This is a genomic window from Scardovia wiggsiae F0424, from assembly GCF_000269605.1.
GTDB lineage: Bacteria > Actinomycetota > Actinomycetes > Actinomycetales > Bifidobacteriaceae > Scardovia > Scardovia wiggsiae.
In genome coordinates this window covers 1,309,073-1,334,623 of the sequence record NZ_AKCI01000001.1, presented here as the reverse complement: position 1 = coordinate 1,334,623, position 25,551 = coordinate 1,309,073, and the positions used below count along the sequence as shown (strand labels likewise).

The window sequence follows — 25,551 nt, the reverse complement described above, 5'->3', positions numbered from 1 at the left end:
ATAACCAAGGAGTAATTATGGCAATGGAAAACCCGTTTGAGGGCAAAGAGATCTGGTTTGCAGTCGGATCGCAGGATCTGTATGGCGAAGAAGCCCTGCAGCAGGTAGCCAGACAGTCCCATGATATTGTGGAAACGCTGGATGCCTCTCCGGATATCCCCGTGAAGCTGGTCCTGAAACCGACGCTGAAAGATTCCGACTCTATAAGGAATTTTATGATCGATGCTTCATCGCACCCGGAATGCATCGGTGTGATTGCATGGATGCACACATTCAGCCCGGCAAAAATGTGGATACGCGGCCTGAACGAACTCCATAAGCCGCTGCTCCAGCTCAATACCCAGCATCACCTTGAGATCCCCTGGGATACCATGGATATGGACTTCATGAACCTTAACCAGGCTGCCCATGGCGACCGTGAATTCGGCTATATTGTCACCCGCCTTGGGATACCGCGTAAAATCGTTGCGGGACACTACACCGACCCTGATGTTGCACAGCGTATCGGTGTGTGGGCACGGGCATGTGCGGGCTGGAATGCCGCCAACACTATGAAGGTCTGCCGCTGGGGCGACAATATGCGCAATGTCGCTGTGACTGAAGGCGACAAAACGGAAGCAGAGCGTGTATTCGGGACTTCCGTCAATACCTGGCCGGTCAATGAACTGGCAGCATATGTTGATAAGGCAGGCGATGACCAGGTCAGGGCGATCATCGACGATTATAAGCGTGAATATGATATAGCCCCTGAGCTTCTTGATTCACGGTATGATTCCCTGGTTACAGCTGCCCGGGAGGAAGCAGGCATGCGCAATATGCTTGCTGATATTGGCGCAGCGGCAGCAACGGATAATTTTGAAGACCTCGGGCCGCTCAGGCAGCTCCCCGGTGTCGGTGCACAGCGTCTGATGGCGGACGGTTACGGTTTCAGCGCAGAGGGAGACTGGAAAACTTCCGTACTCGTGCGCGTGGGGAATGTTATGGGGTATGGCCTTGAAGGCGGCTGCTCGCTGATGGAAGATTATTCCTACAATTTCGTTTCCGGAAAAGAAAAAATACTGGGAGCACATATGCTGGAAGTCTCGCCAACGCTGAAGACTGACGGCAGAGCCAGCCTTGAGATACATCCGCTTGGTATTGGCGGGAAAGAAGATCCGGTGCGTCTGGTTTTTACCGCTACGCCTAAGAAAGACGCTGTTGTTGTTTCCCTTGCCGATATGCGCGAGCGGTTCCGCCTTGTTATGAATGTGGTGGACGTTGTGCAGCCGGACCGGGAGCTTCCCAAGCTTCCTACCGCACGTGCATTGTGGGAGCCTAAACCGTCGCTGAAAACATCTGTCCAGTGCTGGCTTCTTGCGGGTGCCGCCCACCATACATGCATGACTACCGCTGCCGGTCGTGAGGCCTGGGAAGATTTTGCACGCATAGCCGGTGTAGAGCTTGCTATTATTGATGAGGATACATCCGCTGCCGGCTTCGAGAAAGGGCTTCAGCTCAGCGATGTGTATTATCGGCTTAACGGGCATTTCTAAAGGGTATCCTCAGGGCACCCCTGCAGCCTGAAATATCCTTCTGCCCTTTCTACCCTGCTGCCTGCGGTCTGAAAGCAGCAGGGTTTTATTGTATTCCTTAGTCATGCTGTTTGTGCGTCTAAAAGTGCTGTTTGTGCTCAGAACCGGTCCCAGGCTGCGGTTTTATGGCGAAATCCTTTCTCTCCCTTCAGATTTGCGGGTACTGTAGAAGTATAGGGCCGGTTTCCTGGGCTGTCGAAGGTGTACAGCAGGATATGCAAGACCCGCCGTATTAAAATGACCAGGTTCCTGCCCATCTGCGCGGATGGACGGAAGCTAAAGAAAGGAAAAACATGCTTGGCATCAATATCAGCGATGTTATTAATGTCTTGAAATCAGTACGGCCTCAGCTTATTGTGATAGGTATTGTCCTGATCCTTGCCGTCCTTATCAGTATTTTTGTCAACAAAAGAACAGTAAAGGATGTCGCAGCTAAAAAGATGGTCCGTTCCCAGACATGGATTGCCGCACTGATCGCGGTATTCGCTGCAGTGGCAACAATGCTGTTCGGGCCTTTGAACACCATAGTAACATCGGTAACTACTCCAAAATATGAACTTTCGAAGGAAAGCATAACAAAAGCCAGCAAACTCGCTGTCGATATCCAGCGTGAAGGCATTGTCATGCTGCAGAACAACGATTCCCAGCTGCCGCTGCAGACAAAGAAAGTCAATGTATTCGGATGGGCTTCAACAAACCCGATCTATGGCGGCACCGGTTCCGGGTCAATGAATGACAGCTACGCAACAACGTCACTGCTTCAGGGCTTAAAAGATGCAGGCATCAGCTATAACACTGAGCTTTCTGATTTCTATACGAAATATAACAGCACCCGCCCCGTAGTCGGTATGAACGGGCAGGACTGGACACTCCCGGAACCTCCTGTAGATACGTATCCGGATTCTATGCTGTCCAAGGCAAAAAACTATTCTGATACTGCTGTCATCACTATTGCACGCTCCGGCGGTGAAGGGGCAGACCTCCCCTCAGATATGGGCACAGTAGAAACTTCCAAACCCGGCACGAAAATAGAGGGAAGCGGGTTCGATCTGCGCGGGACCCATTACGTCAATAATTCTAATGACTATGCCGATTTCAAGGCCGGCGACAGCTATCTTTCCCTGAGCCAGACAGAAAAGAACCTTATCGGCTATGTGACAAAAAACTTCCGGAAGGTAGTCCTTGTGTACAACGGCGCCAATAACCTTAACCTGAATTTTGTTTCGCAGTATCCGCAGATCAAATCTGTTTTATGGTGCCCGCCTGCAGGACAGACCGGTTTTGATGCTCTGGGCGAGATCCTTGCAGGGAAACAGAACCCTTCGGGACGTACAACAGATACTTTTGTCAAGGACTTCACCAAAACCCCATGGTGGAATAATTTTGGGAGTTTCAATTATGACAATATGCAGAAGTATGAAGTCAAAGGGATGTTCGGCACGTCTGTCCCCTCTTATGTCAATTATGTTGAAGGCATTTATGTGGGGTACCGGTTCTACGAGACCGCTGCCATGGATGGTGCCATCACTTATGATGATGTTGTCCAGTATCCGTTTGGCTATGGTATGAGCTACACCACCTTCAGCCAGACAATGACCCAGCCGCAGGTAAATAACGGCAAGGTCACTTTTAATGTGACTGTGACGAATACCGGCACAACAGCAGGCAAAGATACCGTTGAGGTCTACTATAATCCGCCTTATACCAACGGAGGGATCGAAAAAGCATCTGCTAACCTGATCCGTTTCGAAAAGACAAAAGAGCTTGCCCCCGGCGCTTCGCAGAGGTTTGAGATCAGCTTTGACCTTGAAGAGATGGCCTCTTACGATTACAAAAACGTGAAAGCATATGTGCTTGAATCCGGATCATACGGGATATCCATCAACAGGGATTCCCATAATATGATCGATTCCAAAGCTGTAACCGTTGATTCACCTGTTACCTATGGCAAAGGCAACCATCGCAGGAGCGACAGGGCTGATGTGACTAACCAGTTTGATAATGCTGAAGGGCATGTTACCTACCTGTCGCGCAAAGACAGTTTTGCAAATTACAGCCAGGCGACAGCAAAACCGGCTTCCAGCACGATGCCGAAAGACCAGATGAAAGAGTTTGTCGGCGCAGATTATAAGGCACCCGAAGGGAAATCATCTGCAAAAATGCCGGTGACCGGTGCGAAAAACGGTACCAGGCTTTACCAGCTGTACGGGAAATCATATGATGACCCGCTGTGGGACAAACTCCTTGATAACCTGACTGTGAACGAGATGAACGAACTCATCTCTATGGCAGGCTATAACAATGCAGAAGTCTCTTCTATCGGCAAGCCGCGCCAGAGCGATATTGACGGCCCTGCAGCGCTGAATAACAACTTTACCAAGGTAGGGTCGATCGGGTTCCCCGCTTCTGCGACGGTAGCCAATACTTTCAACAAGGGCCTTGCACAGAGGTACGGCGACCTGATCGGGCAGATGGGCCGGGAGATGCATGTAACCGGCTGGTATGCCCCTGCGATGAATACGCACAGGACCCCGTTTGCCGGCCGCAATTTCGAGTATTTCTCAGAAGATCCGGTACTTGGCGGAAGTATGGCGGCACAGCAGCTGAAAGCCGCCAAGGCCAAAGGGGTGTACGGCTTTATGAAGCACTTTGCCCTGAACGATCAGGAAGATAACCGCATGAATATGCTGTGCACATGGTCCAACGAGCAGGCGATCCGTGAAGTGTATCTCAGGCAGTTTGAAATGGCTGCCAAAGACGGCGGCGCGACGGCTGTGATGAGTTCCTTCAACTATATTGGCGCGCGCTGGTCTGCTTCCAATCCCAATCTCCTGAATAACGTACTCCGCGGGGAGTGGGGGTTCCGAGGCTTCGTTGAAACTGATTACTTTGCCGGCGGCCCCATGATTGGAGATGAAGCCATCCGCGGCGGCAATGATGCAATGCTTGCTACTACGAAGACGACCAACTACATTACCAGGACGAATGAGGCGGAAACTGTGCAGCTGATGCGCAAAGCATCCCATAATATCCTGTATACAGCTGTGAACAGCTGGCTGTACAAAGATGGGCAGCCAAGCATGGATGCTTCGTGGTGGAAGAAAGCATTCTATATCGCTCTGGCAGTAGTGGCAGTGCTTGTTATCCTGCTTGAGGTCCTGGCATTCCGCCGTTATTTCAGGCGCCGCAGGGAGCTCAAAGGTGCTTCAGATATGCAGAAAGGCTCTGCTGAAAAGCAGCCGGATAATTAACGGATCCGTCCGTCTTATGCTTTAGCGCTGTAGCTTTGAGCAATCATAAAACAGCGTCCCGGCTATATACGGGTGCAGATAACAGGATCGGATCCTGTTATCTGCACCCGATGGAAATACTATTGCAACTATTATATGAGGAAAGTGATTTTTATGGGCCTACGTGCACAGGACCTTACTCTTATTCAGCGGGCAGCACTGCTTTCCGGCCAATCTGAATGGGAAACACGGAGGATAGTAAAGGCGGGTATTGAGCCGATTGTACTTTCCGACGGACCGAACGGGATACGCAGGCAGACTGGTTCCGGAGACCATCTGGGATTAGGGGCATCCAAACCTGCAACATGTTTCCCGACTGCCGGGACGGTGGCTAACTCATGGGATCCCAAGGAAACAGAAAAAATGGGCAAAGCTCTGGGGGAAGAGGCCAGGACCCTTGGAGTCCAGGTGCTTTTGGGCCCAGGGATCAATATGAAGCGGAACCCCCTGTGTGGAAGGAATTTTGAATATTATTCCGAAGACCCGCAGCTTGCCGGATATCTGGCAGCAGGGTTTATCAGGGGGATACAGTCCCAGGGGGTCAGCTCATGCCCCAAGCATTTTGCGGTGAACAGCCAGGAGCTGCGCCGCCAGGCATCAAACTCCGTTATTGATGAGCGCACGATGCGTGAGATATATATGACAGCTTTTGAAATCGCTGTAAAAGCAGCGCGCCCCTGGACCCTGATGACGTCCTACAACATGGTCAACGGCGTGTATGCACACGAAAATAAGCATCTGCTCGCAGATATCCTCCGCGGGGAATGGGGCTATACAGGCATGGTCGTTTCGGACTGGGGCGGCTCCAATAATATTGCGGCTTCAGCAGCTGCAGGCGCATCCCTTGAGATGCCTGCTGCGGGGCTGGCGTCGGTCCGCGAGATCATGCAGGCCGTGGAAAGCGGGGAGCTCAGTGAGAAAGATGTTACTGAGCGTGCCCAGGAAGTCCTTGATCTTATTGGCCGCACACAGCCTTCCGGACAGCGGAAGGATGGGTTCCTCACAGACCGGCAGATCGCAGAACATCACAGGATCGCGCGGGAGATCGCTGAAAAGTCCATTGTCCTTCTCAAGAATGAACCGGGTAAAGACGGTGTCCCGGTTTTGCCGATACGGTGGGGGGCGCGCCTGGCTGTTATTGGTGATATGGCACAAACAGCACGGTACCAGGGATCCGGGTCTTCCAAAGTCAATGCCGCCCGCGTGGATAACCTCCTTGATGAGTTAAGCAGAAGGGAGGGGATCACGGTTTCCGGATACGCCCAGGGATACGACCGGCAAGGTGCATCGCACCCTGAGCTGGCTGCTGAAGCTGCAGCACTTGCACGCCGTAAGGATGTGGACGAACTGATTGTGTGTATGGGGCTTGATGAACGGTCGGAATCTGAAGGGCTTGACCGCAGTACTATGCAGATACCCCGTGCGCAGGTCAGTATGCTTGAAGAGCTTAAAAAAGCGGGCAAGCCAATCATTATTGTGCTGGTATCGGGCTCCAGCGTGGAAACTGACTGGCTTGAAGGTACGCAGGCTGCTGTGTATATCGGGCTGTCAGGGCAGGCTGGCGCATGCGCAGCCGCCAACATACTTATGGGCGATGTAAACCCCTCAGGGCATCTGGCGGAAACGTGGCCGCTGAGATACGAGGATGTCCCCAGTGCAGGGAATTTCCCTTCTGCCGAGCGCGATTCAGTGTATCGTGAAGGCCCCTTCATCGGCTACCGGTATTATTCAACTGCAGGTATCCCTGTGCGGTACCCCTTCGGATACGGCCTGAGCTATTCCACTTTTGAATACAATGCGATACGGGCGGATGATGACGGCGTGTCCGTGACTGTTAGAAATACTTCACAGGTGGCAGGAGATACAGTTGCACAGATGTATGTTGGGCGCAGCCAGGATACATCCGGTGTGCTGCGTGCGGTACGTGAACTCAAAGGGTTCAGGAGAGTCCACCTTGAGCCCGGTGAGAGCAAAGATATCCGCTTCAGTTTTGATGGATACACTTTCCGCCATTTTGATACGCAGACAGGTTCATGGCAGGTAGAATCCGGAGCGTGGGATGTGTGGGTCGGGACTGATGCCGATACGCTTCCTCTGCATATCACCCATGTTGTCAGGGGGACAGTCGATCCCGGCGTGCTTCCTGGGCAGTTTGGGCATTACCGCGGTGCTGATATCAGGCATCTTACTGACGGTGATGTTGCCTATCTTCTGGGGCACCGTCAGAAAAAGTATGATAATCACGGGGTTTTCCAGGCAGAAGATATCATCTCTTCATGGTCGCGTTCGCGCAGCTGGGTTGCCAGGATGATCGTCCGGATACTGGAGCGCAGGGCTGCAGCGGTGCTCAGGAAAACAGGTTCCCCGGACCTCAATATGCTGTTCACCCTTAATATGCCTGCACGGGCGATAGCAAAAATGACCCATGGCATGGTCAGTCCCCAGATGGTCAGGGAAGGCATCCTGGATATCCCTAATAAGCATTTCTGGCGCGGTATCGGGCATCTTGTTTCCGGCTATGCCGGTAACCAGATAAAAAATAAACAGACTCACAAAGAAATCGAGGAATGATCAGCAATGAGTAATACTAATCCAGACGACAGCCAGGTATTTACCGGCAGGATTGCCCGGGACAGCAGTACTCCGGCGGATCCCGCGGCGCCGGATATCCATTCGGGAAGCCCTGGAGCAAAGAAACCTTCAAACCCATTCAGGCGTTTTATGGACCGCTATCCAAACCTGTGGGAATTCATCCTTTTCAACATCCTGTCGAATATTTCCACGATCACGCGCTTTATCCTGGCATGGGTTGGGACAGCTGTTTTTGTCAATGCCTTACATATAACGCAGCCGTTCAGTTTCCTTATCTTCAATTACAGTTCTCCCAAATCCAATGGCCTGGGCGGGTTCCTGACATTCCTTATGGCGGAAGCCATAGCCCAGGTGGTCAACTTCTTTGTCCAGATGAAATGGGTATTCAAATCTGATTCGAGCTTTAAAAATGCTGCATGGAAATATATTATCCTGGCTGTAATCATTGTTATCGTTAACCTTGTGCTTCCTCCATGGGTCACCAGCCTGTGCCATAGCTGGGGCTGGAATGACCAGGTTGCAGCAACAGTCGCTTCTGTTGTCAACACCCTTCTGGCTGTCATTGTCAGCTATCCGCTGCTCAAATGGTGGATCATGCCGAAAAGCAAAAAGCATGAGGAGGAGATCAGAAAAGCCCGGCAGGAAGCTTCCCGGGCGTGATCTGTATGTGCTGATGGATCGGATAAGGTACCTACATCCTGGAAAGACAACAGGCTGTAAGTATGGCAGGAAATGTTCCACGTGAAACGTTTTCTGGCGATAATGCATCATGTGTAAAATATAAAGGGATATTCGCGGTTTTGAGCAGATACCTGCTGTTGAAGCTGGAAAGTGGCAGGTGTATGCGGGGAAAGGATAATTATGGATCTGAGGGATAAGGCAGGCACAGCAGGTCCGTCGGATGACGAGAATCCGGACATACCTGAAAATGCTGGCTCTGGCCTTGCTCCTCATCCCGCAATACCTGCAGTGCGGCAGAAGACCCTGACTATTGTTGTGCCCTCGTATAATGTTGAGCAATGCCTGCGCCGATGCGTCAATTCCCTGCTTAACTGTGACAGTACTGCCGATATAGACATAGTTATTGTTGACGACGGCTCCACGGATTCCACCCCTGCGCTTGCAGACGAACTGGCACAAGGCTCCCAGGGGGTGGTCCGTGTCATACATCAGGAGAACAGAGGCCATGGCGGTGCTGTAAACGCCGGGATAGATGCTGCCCAGGGCATGTATATCAAAATCGTTGATGCTGATGACTGGCTTGATCCCGGTGCGTATGCAAAAGTCCTGAGATTCCTGCGTCTGCAGGCCATGAATACAATGCCGGTAGATATGGTTGTCACAAATTATGTTTATGAGAAAAAGGCAGAGAATATCCAGACAGTTATTAACTATAAGCATGCTATCCCCACAGGGCGCGTCCTGACCTGGGATGATCTGAGGACGTTCTATATCAACCAGTATCTTCTTATGCACTCAATCATATACAGGGCTTCCGTACTCAGGGAATCGGGAATGCGTCTCCCCGAGAAAACATTTTATGTGGATTTTATTTATGCATATCAGCCTTTGCCGTATGTCAAAACGATGACATACCTTGATGTAGATTTCTACAGGTATTTTATTGGGCGTGAGGGTCAGTCCGTAGCGAAAGAGACGATGATCCGGCGTGTGGACGAGCTGCTGAGGGTCAATTCGTTCATGGTACATGCAACGCCTGATGCGTCTACAGTCCCTTACGGGCTTTATAAATATATGATCCACTATCTGTCGATCAACTGCGTAGTAGTGTCGATCTTCCTTATCCTGTCGAAAAAGAAGGAGAATTACGTACGGAAATCGCATATGTGGGATGATCTGTATGAATATTCCCCGCAGATAAGCCACGATGTCCGGAAAACTACATTATGCAGGGCGGTAAATATGCCAAGCCCCGTGGGGCGTGCGCTTGTCAGGCGCGTGTATGCGATCGCCAACCATTTTGTCGGGTTCAACTGAGCTAATGGATTAAAAGAGGACAGGAAACTGGCAGCAGAAGTTAAAACCAAGGAAGCGAGGGCAGCAATGGCAGATAAGGATACTAAGATCTCGGATATTGGATGCAGGAACCAGGCGTACGGTGGCCTGGTATTCCCTGATTTCCTGGGCGGGACTGCGGATTATGTTGCGGTGCGCCTGTTAGGCTGCCTCCTTGTCCGCGACTTTTATGATGCTGAAGGCAAGTATGAGGGGCGATCTGCTGTGCGGATCGTCGAGACTGAGGCCTATGACGAAAATGACCAGGCGAGCCATGCATATCACGGTAAGAGTGAGAGGAATAAGGCGCTGTTCGGGCCCGCCGGGCATGCTTATGTGTATCAGATCCACGGCATACATTTCTGTATGAATATCGCATGCAATGATGACGGATTCGGCGCAGGGGCCCTTATCCGTGCGGTCGAGCCTGTGAGCGGAATCGGGTTTATGGAGGAACGCCGCAGCAGAAAAGGGTATGAGCTGACCAACGGTCCGGCAAAGCTGTGCAAAGCGTTGGATATTGATAAGGCACTTTACGGCCATGATCTGTCGCAGGAACCCCTGCGCCTCGCGTATGCCGAGCTGGGTAAAAGGGAGCGTGCGGCCGCAACTGTACGCATAGGTATTTCCAAGGAAACCAACCGTCTCCGTCGTTTTGTTATTGCCGGCAACCCGTATGTTTCCCAATTTTCATGGACTGCGAAAAACCTTCACCGTCTGCCGAAGGAGGCGAAAGCCTGAATCCCGACGTTATGGCCCGGGCGCATATCGGAAGTGCGGCATACTGCCGGGAATACAGCGCGTCCGGCTTTCCGGCCTGTTTGCCTGTCGGGGCGAATCGCCGACAGGGCCGGATTATCCGTTTATGTCGGTAATGAGAATTATTATTAATAACACATAAGAGAAAAGCCGGCGGGTACCCGATGCTTTGGAACATCCGCAGGCAGCAGAATACAGGCAAGGTATACGAACTATCAGGAGAATACTATGTTTGCAGGAAAGAAAACAATCCGCAGCGCATTCGCACTTACTGCAGGGCTAAGCATGATTATTGCGGCAGGTGCTTGCGGGAATAATGCATCCCAACAGGGCAGCGGTTCCGGTACCCAAGGATCGGCTATCAATGTGGTGTCCAGCATAAACCAGTGGGGATCGCTGGCTAAAGAGATCGGCGGGAACAAGGTAAAAGTTACCAGTATTTTGAGCAACCCCAATGTTGAGGCGCATGAATTTGAGCCGAAGGCTAATGATGTTGCGCAATTCTCCAAAACCGACGTCACTATTTATAACGGTGCTGATTATGACCCATGGGCAGCCAAAGCTGCCAAAGGCACCAAAGCAACAGTCATTGATGTTGCCGAGGAGTCCGGCGTCAAGGAAGGCGGGAACCCCCATATCTGGTTTATGGCAAAAGCGCGTGAAACCGCCGCTAAGAAACTGGCGGAAGCTTTCAAGAAAGCCAGGCCATCTGACAGCGCTTACTTTGACAGCCAGTATAATGCGTGGAAGAAATCCGAAGAGAAATTCACCCAGGCAGCTGCGGAAGCTAAAAAGAGCATAGAAGGAAAAAAGTACGCAGCAACCGAATCAGTGGCAAGCTACCTGGCTTCCGATCTGGGCCTGGAAGATTCTACCCCTTCCGGATATGCGAATGCTGCGGCTAACGAGAGCGAACCTTCAGCAAACGATATCAAGGAGTTCACGGATATCCTGTCGCAGAAGAAAGTATCCTTCCTTTTCGTCAACGATCAGGAGACTGATTCCACAACTGAAACGATCACTAAAGCAGCAGATTCTGCGAAGGTCCCGGTAGTCCATATTACCGAATCGATGCCTTCCCAGTATTCGACGCTTTCAGAATGGATGATCGGCATTACCAAACAGGTAACTGAAGCAGCACGATAACCCTGAGACGGCTGTAAACACCGGCTGCAGGATATGCAGCCGGAGTCAGCTCATAATTGAATATCCCAGTAGCAGCAAAGCTTGCCGGGCTTCCGGACGGTGTATTGAAGCAGGCTGGATTGGTCCCCTTTCCCATACAGTTCCGCTTTTATTCCGTTCTGTGGGCTCGGCAAGCTGCTTTATTATTTATTGCTGCAGGACAGCGTTTTGTATGGTGTCTGCGGCAATAGGCGCGATAATAATGATGGCAGTGATAATAAGCCAGATACGGCCGAACCGTACCCCTCCCGATCGCGGAGTAAGGAGCACTATTGACGATATTATCCCGGATATCGTGTTTAGGGAGAAGATCAGTATAACTGCACGCATGTAGCCTGATAAACTGTCAGGAAATACCGCACCGGCAAATACCCATGCTATTGCAGCAATAATCGCTGCAACAGAAATAATATTGCTTAACTGCAGAGGCTTGTTCAGTTCCTGCCTCTGCTTTCCTAAAATAGAGAAAATAAACGCAATAACTGCCCCTCCTAGGCATATAGGTATGGCAAAAAAGTGTATGAAAAGCATCATCCAGCCGTAAGCCTGGTTGGCTCCGATTGTATCAAAGTTATGTTTTGAGATAATGGAGGGATTGAACCATAGGGTGAACCATATATCGAATATGATCAGGATAAGTGACGGCATTAAGCCAAGCAGGGAACCGATATAGCTCTTATTGTATCTTTTCATATTCCATACTCCCTTTCTCCCAGACCGTGTATTAGCGGAGCCCCCCGGCGGATTCGAACCGTCGACCTGCTGATTACAAATCAGCTGCTCTAGCCAGCTGAGCTAGGGGGGCACTCGCAGCTTGCTGCGACCTAATACACAATAGCCGAATGGTTGGATAACACGCCGGCAATATGCATATTACCTATGTGCGGCGTAGGGTGAATCAGGTATACAGTGTAAAGGCTTAATAAAAGTCTTAAAACTCCAGTCCTCTGAAAGGATGGCAGATATGAAGGCTGCTGTTAAAACTTTGCAGGAGCTGACGGCCCAGGAATTTTGTAAAATTGCTGAGGAACGGACACGTGTTTTCGTTGTTGAGCAGAAATGCGCTTATCAGGAGATTGATTCAGAAGACTACTGTGCCTATCATGTGACCCTTTCCGATGATACTGGAAATTTCGTAGGTTATGCGCGGATCATTGACAGGGGCGATTATGTAACTTTTGGAAGGGTCCTCGTCCTCCAGAAATACCGTAAGCATCATTATGGGCGTCAGCTTGTAGCCATCACTATCGCACAGGCTTTATTCCCAGGCAAAAAACTACAGATCGAAGCGCAGGATTATGTGCAGGATTTCTACGGATCGTTTGGCTTCCGGGCGGTCTCAGATGTTTTCCTTCTGGACGGTATCCCCCATGTTTCAATGCTGCTGGGAAATCAAGGTTAAACGCTGTAAGTACTTTACGGTGTATGATTCCACAGTGGTGTACCGGGATATAGTTGACGACGTGTGAGGAGAAACCGCCCCGCAGGACAGGTCATTGTTGAGAATACCTAGAAGTGAAAGTGGCCCGGATCTAGTAGATCGGGCCTTTGTCTGAGCCGATGGACGGCATCTTCCCTGCGATGCCGATATCGGCTTTTTTCATGCCTATTGCCCTGAGCAGGTTTGTCTGCCAGTCCGGGCCCGTTGCCCGTGAGAAATCCCAGTAATGGCCGTTGATACGGAACGTAGGCGTGGTCATTGAGCCTTTATTGGAGCCCGATACGTTCCAGAGTTCAGAACGGTATGGGGTGTACTTTGCAGCTGTCCTGACCCATTCAGTGTAGGTGCCGTCCGTACATTTCTTCGCAACATCTGCGTCTACCCCTGCATCCTTTGCGATCTGCTGTATCCTGGCATTTGTCACAGGGATATAGCCGGATGCTTCCTGAGGCTGGTTCTCGGTGCTGAACATTTTGGAAATGAACTGCAGCGCATGGTTAGGATCATTCTGGATGACATAGATGGCTGCGGCAGCAGCCCGGGTGGAGTAGTTATCCGTTGATGACGCATCAAGGAACCCTTCAGGATAGACTTCCAGATTAAGCTGGCCTGAATCAACCATTTTGATGAAAGTGGCATCAAGTGCACGGTTCGCACTGCCGCATGCAGGGCAGATGAAATCCATGTAGTCTTCAACAGTCGGGGCGCCTTTGACTTTTTTGCCGATCCCGTTTTTGGAGAAAACGAACCCGCCCTCACTGTTTGCATAGGACGGCTTATTTTTTACAGCCTGCATGGCCGCATAGGCAGAATCCCTGATACTGGCCTTACTGTTCCTGATATTGTTATAGATAACAGTCCCTGCGATAACAGCGATGGCGATAACAATAATGGCAGCGGTTACAGCGCCGATGGCCGTCTGCTGCCTGCGTTCCAAGGCGCGCTGCTCCTGCAGGAGCCGTTCTTCTTCGAGCTGCGCCTCACGCCGTTTCTGCCGGGCGCGGATACGTCCCTGCTGCCGTGAATCCCGCGTACTGTTTTTAGACTGTTTAGGCTGTGCCATAGTTCTCCTTGCCGTATACCTGCGGCATATTTATCGCCTGCTATTATAACAACCCTATCCGGCATAACTGACTACGAGTGGTGCCCAGTCGATTATGCCGGGCAGGATATAGCCTGCAGCGATCAGCACAGCAATAAGCCAGATAATAGCTGATACCAGTGTTTTGCGCCTGATGCCGAGGGCTTTGCTCTGGCTAGGGCTGCTGCCTCCTATGCTCTGAGGGGAATAGCCGCCTGCACTGTCCCGGCTGCCCTGAAGATGGCTGTTTTGAGGGTAGCCTGGGATATCAGCGTTCCGCACTGCCCCGAATCCGCATCTGATGATCAGCGCAGGACGGCTGGCCAGTGCACACACCCATCCTGCAAGGAACGACAGGACCAGGATACCGCCGGATAGAGAAGCCAGACGCCCCGCCGGCAGGGGGATAAAAAGTGTGCTGGGCTCGGAGCCCAGTTTCAGGGATACATGTGTGTAGCCGGATACAGCATTGCATACGAGGGAAAGGAAGGCCAGCGTTGCTGCCCAGCCTGCCCAGCCAACAGCGGCTGCCCCTGCGGCAGGGATGAGCCCTTTTGCTGCGTTCCAAGGAAGCCCGATAAGAGTGCGTGCGTTGTCGCTGCGTTTGAATACGCCCCCATTATTTTCGCGGCGGCGTTCGCGTGCATGCGCAGCGTAGCCTGCTGTAGCCATGCCCCAGAAAATGAGGAACACGAAAATGAATGATATGCATGGGGCAGCAGCGGCAAGCAGGGCAAGCGGGGCAGCCGTTATAACGATTGGCAGAAGGCTGTGCCGGCGGTACCACCACATCACCTGTTCAGCAGGGATAACAGGATTCTGCTGCATGGCCGGCGGTGCCGTAAAGGCTGGCTGCAGCAGCGGCTGGCCCATCTGCATCTGGCTGTATGTCGGCTGGGCAGCCTGTACCGGCATCATTGCAGGGTATGGCGGGGGAGCCTGCACGTAACCTTGAGGATATAATTCTGTCCGGGGGGCGGATATATCTGGTACATCCGGCCGGTACACCCGCGTAGGCGAAACATATGTATCTTCCTTCATGGGATCCCCGGAATAGGAAGATCTGCTTTCCCTTCCCGCTGCAGGGGTATCCGGCTGTATGATCTGTGTTTCGCCGGGCATGGATGCTGATGACAGGGCTTCGGTACTGCCGTCATGTACGTCATGTATCAGAGGATACCGGTGCGACGCCAGAATACGTGTACGGCCGTCGTGACCGTCTGCATTGCCGGGGGTGCCATCTGCAGCAGGGGTGCCGCCGGCAGGGTCTGCAACAGGGTCTGCAACAGGGTCTGTCCACAGCTTCCGCGGATTTGCTGGCCCCGCGGAGCTACTGTAAAAAGGGGGCACCACCTCGTCTGTGCCCGGGTCCCCGGAATCTTCTTCCCACGCGCCCTCCATAGCATCCTGCCTGATCGTATGGAGGAGTTCCTGCGCACTGCAGCGTTTCATGCGGTCAGGGTCAAGCGCCTCCCGCAGCATGTATGTTGTCCGGGGAGGGAGGCCGGATAGGTTCGCGTTGCCGGCGGCTTCACGTTCAAGGACTGCCATCATTGGTTTTGTTCCATATACAGGTTCACCCATTGCTGCGAAACCGAGGACGCTGGCAACACTCCACCAGTCTGTCGCTTCATCGGACTCCGCACCATCAATGATCTCAGGAGCAATGAACCCTGGTGTCCCCATAACAAGGCCAGTGCGGGTAACATGGGATTCACCTTCGCCCATTGCAATGCCGAAATCTACAAGGATCGGTCCGCGCGCGGAGATCATGACATTTGTCGGTTTGATGTCGCGGTGAATAATCCCCGCAGCGTGCACAGCATCCACAGCGTCAATCAGCTTTTCAGCCAGCCGGGCGAGATCCTCCCCGGCGTACGGCCCGTTGTCGCGCACATCATCGCGCAGATTGAGCCCATTGACAAGCTCCGTAACAATAAATGCAAGGGAATCATCCAGTTCCATATCAACGATCTGGCATACTCCCGGATGGTCGATACGCTTCAGCGCCAGGCCTTCCCGACGGAACCTTTCGCGGGCAGTCGCGCGTTCGCGCGATTCTGCAGAGCCCGGGTCCCCGGCATCTTCTTCGGCAAAGGAATCCCTGAGGATCTTCATAGCGTAGATCTGGCCGCCGTCGTCCTTTACGCGCCATACTGTCCCCATAGCCCCGCCGCCAAGCCGGGATACGAGCGTATACCCGCCGACGATATTCCCGGGTTCAAGGTCCAGAGTATTCATATCCGACATAATGGTTCTATTCTAGGCTTCACATCTGACCGGCCCGCCCCTGCCCGGGCTGCGGAGGCACCCAATCCTCTCCGGTCCGGTATCCCCGCCATGTTTGCATATTTGTAATTATCTGTACTATCGTGTAGAGTTAACACATGGCTCAAGGAAGAGTTACTTTCGAGAACCATCGGACCATCGGCGTGCTCCGACGACAGGACGGGTATGCCAAGGCCTGACAAGTAAAAAGAAACCTCTCACAACGGATCGTTAGGCACGTACCTGCCTATGAAAGGAAAGTTATGGCAGAAGTAAAATTCGATCATGTCACCCGAATCTATCCGGGCAACACAGAGCCATCAGTCGATGACCTGAACATGGAAATTAAGGATGGCGAGTTCCTCGTCCTCGTTGGTCCATCTGGATGCGGTAAGTCTACAACGCTTCGTATGCTTGCCGGCCTGGAAGAAGTCAATCAGGGCAGCATTATGATCGGTGATACCGACGTCACCAATATGCAGCCAAAAGACCGTGATATTGCAATGGTTTTCCAGAACTATGCACTGTATCCGCATATGACTGTTGCAGACAATATGGGCTTCGCCCTGAAGATTGCCGGTACGCCTAAGGCTGAGATCCGCAAGCGCGTGGAAGAGGCGGCTAAGATCCTCGATCTGACCGAGTATCTGGACCGCAAGCCAAAGGCACTGTCCGGCGGCCAGCGCCAGCGTGTAGCTATGGGCCGTGCAATCGTCCGCAAGCCGAAGGTATTCCTTATGGATGAGCCTTTGTCAAACCTGGATGCAAAGCTCCGCGTCCAGACACGTACACAGATCGCAGCATTGCAGCGTCAGCTCGGAGTCACCACACTGTATGTGACCCACGATCAGACAGAAGCCCTGACGATGGGCGACCGTATTGCTGTTATCAAGCTCGGCGTCCTGCAGCAGGTCGGTGCACCGACTGAGCTGTATGACCGTCCTGCGAATGTGTTCGTTGCCGGATTTATCGGTTCGCCTTCCATGAATATCAATACTTATCCGGTAGTGGACGGCAAGGCAAAGATCGGTGATGATACTATCACGCTTCCAACTGAAGTTGTTGATAAACTCACTGCAGAAGACGGCGGCAAGATTGTCCTCGGGTTCCGTCCGGAGGATGCTTCCCTTGCTTCCGATGCTGATCCGGATGCATTCAAGCTTGATGTTCTCAATGTTGAAGATCTTGGCTCGGATGGTTACATTTACGGTAACATTGTGACCGGTGACAGTGATTCATCGCAGGATACGATGATGTCTGACCAGAACAAGATGACAACTGTTCGCGTGAACCCGCGCCAGCTTCCGAAGGTTGGTGATACTGTACGTATCCATATTGACCCGACGAAGATGCATCTGTTCTCTCCTGCAACTGAGATGCGTCTGAACTAGTTTCAGGACTGTCCCTGATCGGATATTATTTATTACTATCACCCTGGCTGGCTTTGCCAGCCGGGGCTTTTTGATGCGCCGCGAGTGTTATAGGGCAGAGGGCAGGTAGCATGGTATATATGGACAGCTCACTGGATCCCCGTTTAAGGAATGCTACGTCTGTGAAGGCAAGCGGAGCACTCGTTGATGCGCCGCCGAAAGGGGAAGCCGTACCGTCGGCAGAACCTAAAGCTCTGACAATCACTGCAGCAACATCGAACCCGCGTATGTTCACCCTGCCGTGGTACCTTCCCCTCGCCAAATGGCCCGAAGACCTCCTGGTCAACCTGCCGCGCGGTATCTCCAGGCATGTCGTGCGGTTCGTGCGTGTTGGCGATTCCATTATGGCAATGAAAGAGATCAACATGCATGTTGCGGAAAGGGAGTATGAACTCCTTCGAAGCCTTGAAAAGCTTGATCTTCCGGCAGTCAAACCTGTTGCCGTAGTTTCCGGCAGGCATGACCCTCAGGGGGACTCGCTTGAATCGATCCTCGTGACTGAGCAGCTGAAGTTCTCCCTGCCGTACCGCGCACTGTTTGCGCGCAATATCCGCGAAGATACGGCGGAGCGCCTTATCGATGCCCTGGCGGTGCTTATGGTCAGGCTGCATTTGCAGGGGTTCTACTGGGGGGACGTGTCGCTGTCGAACGTCCTTTTCCTGCGCGATGCCGATTCCTTTACTGCCGTGCTTGTAGATGCGGAGACCGGCGCATTATATGCCAACCTGAGCGACGGTCAGCGTGAATATGATATTGATCTGGCGCGGACCAACATCATCGGTGAACTGATGGATCTGCAGGCAGGTGCGCTGCTTCCCAGCGAAGTGGATGAGGTCGAAGTCGGCAACCGCCTGGCAGACCGCTACCATTCACTGTGGGAAGCATTGACAGGGACAGATACATTTACGCCTGACGAGATGTGGAAAATCGAAAAGCGTGTCAATGAGCTTAATGAGCTTGGCTTTTACGTCGATGAGCTTGCTGTCAATACGGATGAAGACGGGGCGCATATCCATGTACGGCCGCAGGTCGTGGACGCAGGGTATGCGTCGCGCAAGCTGCTGCGCCTTACCGGGCTGGACGTGCAGGAGAACCAGGCCCGCCGCCTGCTCAACGATCTGGATGCGTACCGCGCATCCACATGGCGGCAGGATGAGCCTCTGGAGATCGTGGCAACAGACTGGATGCGGGAAGTCTTCGAACCGACCGTGCGCATGATCCCGCCTGAATACCACAATCAGATCGAACCCGCCCAGTTCTTCCATGAAGTGCTTACCCACCGCTGGTATCTGGCTGAAGCGGCAGGGCACGACGTCCCGATGGGCGCCGCGGTGCAGAGCTATATTGAAGAGTATCTCCCCGATTACAAGATAGATACCCAGGTTATGAAAGCCATTGTTGAAGAACAGGATTCAGGGGTCGTTGATGACCGTGAGAGTTATGACGCTGATGACCCTGCGCATGCCGGAGGGACGGAGGGGCGGCCCTACGATCCGGAAGATGATCCTGATGCCGCCGTGTGGGCAGCAGGATAACTGGGCAGCGGCGGGTAACCGGGCATCCGCTTCCCCGGATCCGGCTACCCCTCTTCAGCAGTCCTGCGGGCAGCATGTACGCAGTAAAGGGCGATACCCGCCGCAACAGAAGCGTTAAGGGATTCCACCATAGCAGTCATGGGGATAGACACGACAGCATCGCACTGTTCGCGGACAAGCCTGCTGATCCCCTTGCCTTCTGAACCCAAAACAACGATCAGAGGGTCTGTCTCAAAACCGCTGCCTCCCACCTGGGCCGTTCCGCCGCCATCAAGGCCTATAGCATAGTATCCCCGCTCTTTAAGGCTTTCGATCGCCTTAGTCAGATTAACTACGCGCGCAACGGGCAGGTGCGCAGCAGCACCGGCAGACACTTTCCACGCAGCAGCAGTCACAGAAGCACTCCGGCGCTCCGGAAGGATGACACCGTTTGCGCCGAATGCGGCGGCGGAACGGATAACCGCCCCCAGGTTCTGAGGGTCAGTAACGCCGTCAAGGGCAATGAACAGCGGACGTGCCAGGGCACGCGTACCTGCAGGGGCGGATTCCATGGCACGCGCCTTCGTTTCTGCGCGGTCTGCAAGCTCCAGAAGCGAATGGTACCGGTAAGGGGCAGCCTTGACGATTACACCCTGATGGTTCCCTGTGTGTGCTATCCGGTCCATCTCGAACCGGTCAGCTTCCAGTATTTTCAAGCCTTCAAGCCCTGCAAGGCGTATTATTTCGCGGGTACGGCCATCATGCTCAATACGGTTCAGTATGTAGAGCACTGTAGACGGCACATGCGCGCGCAGCGCTTCCAGCGCCGAATTCCTGCCGATGACCAGCTCGTCAGAGTCAGATACAAACTTTGCCACACGCCGGCGGGCAGCAAGGCGGGGGTCAGAAATTTTCCTGCGTTCAGCCGCTTTCTTCTCACGGTACGCCTTGTGATATACGCGATCTTCAGCCTTCGGAGTGGGGCCATGCCCGCGAAGCTTGCTGCGGTGTTTGCCGCCCGAACCTTTAGCAGGGCCTTTTTTTGAAACCATAACTGTTTATAATACCCGGACGTAGCAACCCGGGCGGGGGCAGGGGAAACCGCTGCTGCCGGCCAGGCGTTTGTCCGGCACACCGCGGTCAGGGCATACAGGCTCTGTGAGGATTGCGGACCCTGTAATGTGATCCTGTATGACTTCGTTAAATAATAGGGAGCACTTTATGGAGCCTTTCAAACGGCTGTCCGGGCAGGCCCTGGCTGTGTGGATCTGCCCGGACGTTATCAGTTATTGTTGCGGATAATAGGGCCGCGGTGCCGGTGATGGGGACGGCTGCTGCGGCTGATATGGCTGGTACGGTGCCGACGATGGCCCTGCCGTGCCTCCTGTACCTGCCGGTACCCCTGCCCTCTGGTTCTGGCTGGCATCCGGATAGCCGTACTGGGCCGGCGCGTTCGCTGCAAATGGTGCAAACGGTGCAGATGGATACGCATATGCGGGCTGAGGCTGCATACCGGACTGCTGCCCCTGCCACAGCGTCTGCTGAGGGGGATACGGCACCTGCCCGCCTATGAAGGCTGGCCGTACAGGCTTCTTGAAATTGCGCATAGCGTAGGGAGGCACCGGGGTGCCGGCGAACCACTTGAAACGGTGCCCAAGGGCAAGGACAGTCACAAAGAAAAGTACCTCCATAAGGATATCCAAGGTTATACTTACGGGTTCGCTCAGCGCTCCGCTCCCGCTGCGGTTGGTGAGGCCCAGAATGAGTGCGAGGCCGATAGTGCAGTTATTAGCGGTATGTATTGCTATGCCGGCTTCCAGGCCGCCCGTGAACAGCACCAGGTAACCTGTGCATAACCCCATAATGAAGACTACAAACTTTCCCCAGAACCCATACTGGGTATGCAGTGAAGCAAATATCACTGCCGGGATAACAGGTGCGGTAAGGACGTAACGCGGGGGTATCCAGCGCCCGAAAGCCTGGAGGACAACGCCGCGGAACAGGTATTCTTCGGCAGCGCATTGCACGGGGATAACGGTTATCACGACAATGAAGTTGACAAGAAAACCGCTGGTATCAAGCCTGGAAATGAGGAAATCAGGGCCTGCTATTATCTTCGGGAGAAGTATGATGAGGAACGCCCAGAAGAATGCAACGCCTGTGCACCATGCAAGTGTTTTCCACCGCATTTTGCCGTAACGGCTGGTAAGCGTGCTGACAGGCCTTCCGTCAGCCATAACAGTCCCGATAAGGGTCGGCGGCAGGAAAATAACAGCCGTCACCCCGAAGTTGATAAGTATGTAGAGCCACAGGGGGACAGATCCTTCCATGGCTGCCAGGTAACGGATCGCGCCGCCGTATACCAGCTCCCTTATGATGCTGCGCAGCGTAAGTACGGCGGCAAGCTCAAACACCCCTATCCATCCGAGTACGATAAGGAGTGTGAAAAGGGGGCGCCACCATTGGTATCCCGCTATTTCGCGGAGATAACTGACCGCATCGGTAAAGTGGAAGAATCCGAAATCACGTGGGAGGCGGTTCTTATCAGGCTTTTGCGCAAATGGCGGGGTTAAACCCCGGGCTGCCTGCGGTGCCGGCTGGAAAGCAGCGCCGACCGCAGGGGCAGAAGCTGTCTGATACGGGGATGGCGGAGCCTGGTAGGGGGAAGGTGCCGATTGCGCCTGCATCCCGTGGTGCTCCTGGGCCTGCGGCTGAGGGGCCTGCTGCGGCTGGACGGCAGTGTAGCCCGCAGCGAACGTCCGCTGCCCTGTCTGCGGCACGTAACCCGCAGAAGGCGTCTGCGATTCATCAGCCTGCGGTGCCGCGGATTGGCCGGAATACTGACTGTACTGTGCCTGTGGTGCGGCTGCAGGCGCTGACTGCCTCCCCTGCCCGGCCTGCGGTGCCGGCTGATACCAGGCTGAGCCCTGCTGTTCTGACGGCGGCAGGTGCTGCCCCTGCCGGATATACGCCGGCAGTGTTTTGCCGGTTTCACCATCGCGTTCCTGCTGCGGATTTTCCTGCGGTATATGGGATTGTGGGTGCATCTGTGTCATAACGTTCCTCTTTTCTTCTTTGTATTGTAACAATATACCGGCTACATATCAGGAAACAGACCGACAGCTGGGGAACAGCTGTGAAAAGCCGGAAAACTGAGCTGTTGGTGCTGCTGCAGCAGTCAACGCAATTATATAAGATTGGCAATTACGTTATCCATATCCGCGCAGCATGCGGCGGCTCCGTATGCTGACTACTCCGCGGCATAATCAGGAGAAATGATGTCGGGTACGCTCAACAGCACCAATGCTCCACAGGCTACTGAAGGGGAGATGCGCAAAGGGGATTGGGGCCAGGACGGCCCGGATCCATCGCTTGCCAGTGCGGAAGCCGTCGAAAAAGAGCTTAATACAGATATGCGGCAGGGGCTGAGCTCTGCAGAAGCAGCCCGGCGGCTTGAAAAGTTCGGGAAGAACGAGCTGGAAAGCGCGCCCAAAGACCCTGCATGGAAGAAGTTCCTGCAGCAGTTCCAGGATCCGCTGGTCTATCTGCTTCTTGCAGCAACGGTGATTTCTTTTATCGCATGGGCTGTTGAGAAGTCCACAAGCCCGCAGGCTGCTGAAAGCGCACCTTTTGACTGCATCGTTATAGTACTGATCCTTATTATCAACGCTATTCTGGGATACGTCCAGGAGGCCAGGGCGGAGCAGTCAGTGGAAGCGCTGGCAAAAATGACGGCCCCGCAGTCTGCAGTCCTGCGCGATGGGCGCGTCATAACTGTCAGTACGACGGATATAGTGCCCGGCGATGTGCTTGTTTTAGGCGAAGGCGATACCGTATCTGCTGACGGGCGCCTGTTTGCCGCCGCAAGCCTGCGGGTCGCTGAAGCATCCCTTACCGGTGAATCCCTCCCCATAGCTAAAGACCCTGCAACCCTGAAAACTGCGAAGGCCCTGGGAGACAGGGCCAATATGGTTTTCAACGGTACATCCGTTACACAGGGCACAGGCCGGGCTATAGTCACAAATACAGGCATGCGCACCCAGGTTGGCAAGATCGCAGACATGCTGTCGAAAACAGAAGAAGATGCCACGCCTTTGCAGAAAGAAATGGATAAAGTGACCAAAATGCTCGGCATCGCGGTCATCGCCATTGCTGTTATTGTTGTGCTTGCCCTGTGGCTCACAGAAGGGTTCCATTCCGGCAAAGATATCATCGATTCCCTGCTGCTGGCAGTATCCCTTGCCGTAGCAGCCGTGCCGGAAGGGCTTGCCGCCATCATGACTGTTGTGCTTGCCTCAGGAGTGCAGCGGATGGCGAAACACCATGCGATCGTTAAAAAGCTGAGCTCCGTAGAAACACTGGGATCGGCATCGGTCATCTGTTCAGATAAGACCGGCACGTTGACGCGCAACGAAATGACTGTGCAGACAGTCGTCACCCCCAGCGGGGAAGCGGCCCTCACCGGATCCGGCTATACTCCCGTAGGGCATCTGGCTGCAGCAGACGGTTCCCAGATCGAAGAGGGGTCAGACCTCCATCATGAGATCATTACCGCACTGGCTGACGGGGCGCTGGCCAATAATGCAGACCTGCGCAGAGTTGGGAACATGGGGAACGGTACCCGTGATGGGAAAGTGGAAGGCAGGAAGAGCGGGGATGAGTGGGAGATCATAGGGGATCCGACGGAAGCGGCGATGATCGTAGCGGCGCGGAAAGTGCGCGCGCTCGACCGGTTCCAGGGATACGAGCGCGTAGGAGAGATCCCCTTTACATCTGAGCGGAAAATGCAGACCGTGATTTTCCGGGATAAATCAAATAATAATGAGCTCTCCGCGCTCGCGAAAGGCGCTCCCGATGTGCTGCTCGCGCACTGCACCCAGATACTCGTTGGCAGTGCTGTGCGCAGGCTGACCGAAGGGGACCGCCAGGATATCCTGGCCGATGTGGAGCGCCTTTCTTTGCAGGCATACCGTACGCTCGGGCAGGCTTACAGGCCGCTGCACGTGCGCGCACTTGGCGATGTGGAGGGCGTGCGCACTGATGCATCAGGTAACGTGCCTGATATCTCGCTGCAGGCTGACATCATTGAACAGGGATATATCTGGACGGGTATGGTAGGCATTATTGACCCTCCGCGGACCGAAGTGGCAGGTTCCATTGCCGAGGCCCACCGTGCGGGTATCCGGACTATTATGATCACAGGCGACCACCCGCTGACGGCTACGCGGATCGCCACCGATCTTGGTGTCATCCCCAAAGAAGGGGCGCACGCCCTCACCGGCGGCCAGCTTGACGCCATGGATACAGCTGAGTTTGATAAGGCAGTCAATGAAGTTTCCGTGTATGCGCGGGTGTCTCCCGAACATAAGCTCCGCATTGTCAAATCCCTTCAAAAGCAGGGCAATATTGCTGCAATGACAGGCGACGGGGTTAATGATGCGCCGGCAGTAAAAACAGCTGATATCGGTGTAGCAATGGGTATCACAGGGACCGAAGTCACCAAAGAATCAGCCAAAATGATCCTTGCCGACGATAATTTTGCTACTATCGTGGCTGCAGTGCGTGAAGGCCGCGTGATATTTGACAATATCCGTAAATTCCTGCGCTACCTGCTCAGCTCGAATGTCGGCGAAGTATTCACAGTTTTCTTCGGGGTCATTTTCGCAGGGTTCCTGGGGATCACGTCCGGGGATTCCTCCGGTGTCGTTGTGCCGCTTCTGGCAACACAGCTCCTGTGGATCAACCTCCTTACCGACGCGGCGCCCGCGCTTGCCATGGGCGTTGACGTGCAGACTGATGATGTTATGTCGCGCAGGCCTCGCAAAACAACCGAGCGTGTGATCGATGCGGCAATGTGGGGCAACATCGCTTTTATCGGCATAGTGATGGCTGCTGTAACGCTTATCGGCATGGACCTGTACCTGCCTGGCGGGCTTTTTACTGATACCCCTGCGCTTGCTGCCGCAGCTGGGCATTCCCACGATCAGCAGATGGTTATGGCCCGTACGATGGGGTTCACGATCCTCGTGTTTGCGCAGCTGTTTAATGCTCTGGCTTCGCGGTCCGCCGTGAAATCTGCATTCAGCGGCATGTTCACCAACCGCTGGCTGTGGGGCGCTATTGCACTGTCAATAGTGCTGCAGCTCGCGGTGATCTACATACCTGTGCTGAATACAGCTTTCGGGACAACGCCGCTCCACTGGCACCAGTGGTTTGAAGCAATAGCACTGGCAGCCTGTGTGCTGGCCGCCTCCGAGCTGTATAAACTTGCCGTCCGCGTTTTCAGCAAAAATTTCAGTAAAAAGGGGCAGGTGCTTTTATAAATTCCTGAGCCCGGGCGAGGTTCTGAAAGACCGGAATACATTCCATGCCCCGGTGTTATGAGAATATGAGAAACGCCGTAT

At 53.6% G+C, this 25,551-nt stretch carries 16 protein-coding genes and 1 tRNA gene; 11 read left to right on the top strand and 6 right to left on the bottom strand.

Translation table 11 applies throughout. The annotated features are described in order from the left end of the window. Positions 1 to 17: 17 nt before the first annotated feature. The 7 genes from araA to HMPREF9156_RS0105845 all read left to right on the top strand — a co-directional run bounded on the left by araA (position 18) and on the right by HMPREF9156_RS0105845 (position 11,374). Positions 18 to 1,532, top strand: coding sequence for an L-arabinose isomerase (gene araA / locus HMPREF9156_RS0105875; protein WP_007147853.1), 1,515 nt, complete (start codon positions 18 to 20; stop codon positions 1,530 to 1,532). Positions 1,533 to 1,864: 332 nt separating this feature from the next. After that, complete coding sequence (locus tag HMPREF9156_RS0105870) at positions 1,865 to 4,822, top strand: glycoside hydrolase family 3 protein (protein ID WP_007147852.1); 2,958 nt, start codon at positions 1,865 to 1,867, stop codon at positions 4,820 to 4,822. A gap of 135 nt (positions 4,823 to 4,957) precedes the next feature. Beyond that, positions 4,958 to 7,432: a glycoside hydrolase family 3 C-terminal domain-containing protein gene (locus HMPREF9156_RS0105865; RefSeq protein WP_017147568.1), complete on the top strand. Its 2,475-nt coding sequence runs from the start codon at positions 4,958 to 4,960 to the stop codon at positions 7,430 to 7,432. A gap of 6 nt (positions 7,433 to 7,438) precedes the next feature. After that, on the top strand, positions 7,439 to 8,113 hold the full coding sequence (locus HMPREF9156_RS0105860; RefSeq protein WP_007147850.1) for a GtrA family protein: 675 nt from the start codon (positions 7,439 to 7,441) through the stop codon (positions 8,111 to 8,113). Between the two features lie 201 nt (positions 8,114 to 8,314). Further along, positions 8,315 to 9,451 carry a glycosyltransferase family 2 protein gene (locus HMPREF9156_RS0105855; RefSeq protein WP_007147849.1) on the top strand — a complete coding sequence of 379 codons (1,137 nt, stop codon included), beginning with the start codon at positions 8,315 to 8,317 and terminating at the stop codon, positions 9,449 to 9,451. A gap of 66 nt (positions 9,452 to 9,517) precedes the next feature. Next, a complete protein-coding gene (locus HMPREF9156_RS0105850; RefSeq protein ID WP_007147848.1) occupies positions 9,518 to 10,210 on the top strand; it encodes a DNA-3-methyladenine glycosylase in 693 nt (230 codons plus the stop codon). 246 nt (positions 10,211 to 10,456) lie between these two features. Continuing rightward, positions 10,457 to 11,374: a metal ABC transporter solute-binding protein, Zn/Mn family gene (locus HMPREF9156_RS0105845; RefSeq protein ID WP_007147847.1), complete on the top strand. Its 918-nt coding sequence runs from the start codon at positions 10,457 to 10,459 to the stop codon at positions 11,372 to 11,374. A 186-nt stretch (positions 11,375 to 11,560) separates the two neighbouring features. Here the strand turns inward: HMPREF9156_RS0105845 and HMPREF9156_RS0105840 are convergent, their stop codons facing one another. Both HMPREF9156_RS0105840 and HMPREF9156_RS0105835 read right to left on the bottom strand, forming a co-directional pair. Next, entirely contained in the window at positions 11,561 to 12,106 is a 546-nt protein-coding gene (locus HMPREF9156_RS0105840) for a hypothetical protein (protein WP_007147845.1), read from the bottom strand. A 38-nt stretch (positions 12,107 to 12,144) separates the two neighbouring features. After that, positions 12,145 to 12,218: transfer RNA gene (locus HMPREF9156_RS0105835), tRNA-Thr, on the bottom strand. A gap of 150 nt (positions 12,219 to 12,368) precedes the next feature. Between HMPREF9156_RS0105835 and HMPREF9156_RS0105830 the strand changes: the two genes are divergently transcribed. After that, complete coding sequence (locus HMPREF9156_RS0105830; protein ID WP_231198079.1) at positions 12,369 to 12,815, top strand: GNAT family N-acetyltransferase; 447 nt, start codon at positions 12,369 to 12,371, stop codon at positions 12,813 to 12,815. Positions 12,816 to 12,945: 130 nt separating this feature from the next. On the opposite strand, the gene HMPREF9156_RS0105825 is transcribed toward HMPREF9156_RS0105830, so the two are convergent. After that, positions 12,946 to 13,917 (bottom strand): DsbA family protein, encoded by a 972-nt coding sequence (locus HMPREF9156_RS0105825; protein WP_007147843.1) that lies wholly within the window; start codon positions 13,915 to 13,917, stop codon positions 12,946 to 12,948. A 54-nt stretch (positions 13,918 to 13,971) separates the two neighbouring features. After that, positions 13,972 to 16,185 (bottom strand): serine/threonine-protein kinase, encoded by a 2,214-nt coding sequence (locus tag HMPREF9156_RS0105820; RefSeq protein ID WP_007147842.1) that lies wholly within the window; start codon positions 16,183 to 16,185, stop codon positions 13,972 to 13,974. Between the two features lie 281 nt (positions 16,186 to 16,466). Here HMPREF9156_RS0105820 and HMPREF9156_RS0105815 point away from each other — a divergent pair, with 281 nt between their 5' ends. Both HMPREF9156_RS0105815 and HMPREF9156_RS0105810 read left to right on the top strand, forming a co-directional pair. After that, the gene (locus tag HMPREF9156_RS0105815) at positions 16,467 to 17,594 is read left to right on the top strand and encodes an ABC transporter ATP-binding protein (protein ID WP_007147841.1); all 1,128 of its coding nucleotides are present in this window, start codon (positions 16,467 to 16,469) and stop codon (positions 17,592 to 17,594) included. Positions 17,595 to 17,713: 119 nt separating this feature from the next. Further along, positions 17,714 to 19,168, top strand: coding sequence for a DUF4032 domain-containing protein (locus HMPREF9156_RS0105810; protein ID WP_029246392.1), 1,455 nt, complete (start codon positions 17,714 to 17,716; stop codon positions 19,166 to 19,168). Between the two features lie 44 nt (positions 19,169 to 19,212). Here the strand turns inward: HMPREF9156_RS0105810 and rlmB are convergent, their stop codons facing one another. Both rlmB and HMPREF9156_RS0105800 read right to left on the bottom strand, forming a co-directional pair. Beyond that, complete coding sequence (rlmB, locus tag HMPREF9156_RS0105805) at positions 19,213 to 20,199, bottom strand: 23S rRNA (guanosine(2251)-2'-O)-methyltransferase RlmB (RefSeq protein WP_007147839.1); 987 nt, start codon at positions 20,197 to 20,199, stop codon at positions 19,213 to 19,215. A gap of 234 nt (positions 20,200 to 20,433) precedes the next feature. Then, positions 20,434 to 22,203, bottom strand: a complete 1,770-nt coding sequence (locus HMPREF9156_RS0105800; protein ID WP_007147838.1) for a CPBP family intramembrane glutamic endopeptidase — start codon at positions 22,201 to 22,203, stop codon at positions 20,434 to 20,436. Positions 22,204 to 22,476: 273 nt separating this feature from the next. On the opposite strand from HMPREF9156_RS0105800, the gene HMPREF9156_RS0105790 reads away from it, so the two are divergent. Further along, positions 22,477 to 25,470, top strand: a complete 2,994-nt coding sequence (locus HMPREF9156_RS0105790; RefSeq protein ID WP_231198097.1) for a cation-translocating P-type ATPase — start codon at positions 22,477 to 22,479, stop codon at positions 25,468 to 25,470. Positions 25,471 to 25,551: the final 81 nt, after the last annotated feature.

Excerpts from the sequence above, each read along its gene's own strand:
- HMPREF9156_RS0105800 (WP_007147838.1), bottom strand. The coding sequence starts at position 22,203 with ATGACACAGATGCACCCACAATCCCATATACCGCAGGAAAATCCGCAG.
- HMPREF9156_RS0105820 (WP_007147842.1), bottom strand. The coding sequence starts at position 16,185 with ATGTCGGATATGAATACTCTGGACCTTGAACCCGGGAATATCGTCGGC.
- HMPREF9156_RS0105850 (WP_007147848.1), top strand. The coding sequence starts at position 9,518 with ATGGCAGATAAGGATACTAAGATCTCGGATATTGGATGCAGGAACCAG.
- HMPREF9156_RS0105860 (WP_007147850.1), top strand. The coding sequence starts at position 7,439 with ATGAGTAATACTAATCCAGACGACAGCCAGGTATTTACCGGCAGGATT.
- HMPREF9156_RS0105790 (WP_231198097.1), top strand. The coding sequence starts at position 22,477 with ATGCGCAAAGGGGATTGGGGCCAGGACGGCCCGGATCCATCGCTTGCC.
- HMPREF9156_RS0105830 (WP_231198079.1), top strand. The coding sequence starts at position 12,369 with ATGGCAGATATGAAGGCTGCTGTTAAAACTTTGCAGGAGCTGACGGCC.
- HMPREF9156_RS0105815 (WP_007147841.1), top strand. The coding sequence starts at position 16,467 with ATGGCAGAAGTAAAATTCGATCATGTCACCCGAATCTATCCGGGCAAC.
- HMPREF9156_RS0105855 (WP_007147849.1), top strand. The coding sequence starts at position 8,315 with ATGGATCTGAGGGATAAGGCAGGCACAGCAGGTCCGTCGGATGACGAG.
- HMPREF9156_RS0105865 (WP_017147568.1), top strand. The coding sequence starts at position 4,958 with ATGAGGAAAGTGATTTTTATGGGCCTACGTGCACAGGACCTTACTCTT.
- rlmB (WP_007147839.1), bottom strand. The coding sequence starts at position 20,199 with ATGGTTTCAAAAAAAGGCCCTGCTAAAGGTTCGGGCGGCAAACACCGC.
- HMPREF9156_RS0105870 (WP_007147852.1), top strand. The coding sequence starts at position 1,865 with ATGCTTGGCATCAATATCAGCGATGTTATTAATGTCTTGAAATCAGTA.
- araA (WP_007147853.1), top strand. The coding sequence starts at position 18 with ATGGCAATGGAAAACCCGTTTGAGGGCAAAGAGATCTGGTTTGCAGTC.
- HMPREF9156_RS0105825 (WP_007147843.1), bottom strand. The coding sequence starts at position 13,917 with ATGGCACAGCCTAAACAGTCTAAAAACAGTACGCGGGATTCACGGCAG.
- HMPREF9156_RS0105810 (WP_029246392.1), top strand. The coding sequence starts at position 17,714 with ATGGACAGCTCACTGGATCCCCGTTTAAGGAATGCTACGTCTGTGAAG.
- HMPREF9156_RS0105845 (WP_007147847.1), top strand. The coding sequence starts at position 10,457 with ATGTTTGCAGGAAAGAAAACAATCCGCAGCGCATTCGCACTTACTGCA.
- HMPREF9156_RS0105840 (WP_007147845.1), bottom strand. The coding sequence starts at position 12,106 with ATGAAAAGATACAATAAGAGCTATATCGGTTCCCTGCTTGGCTTAATG.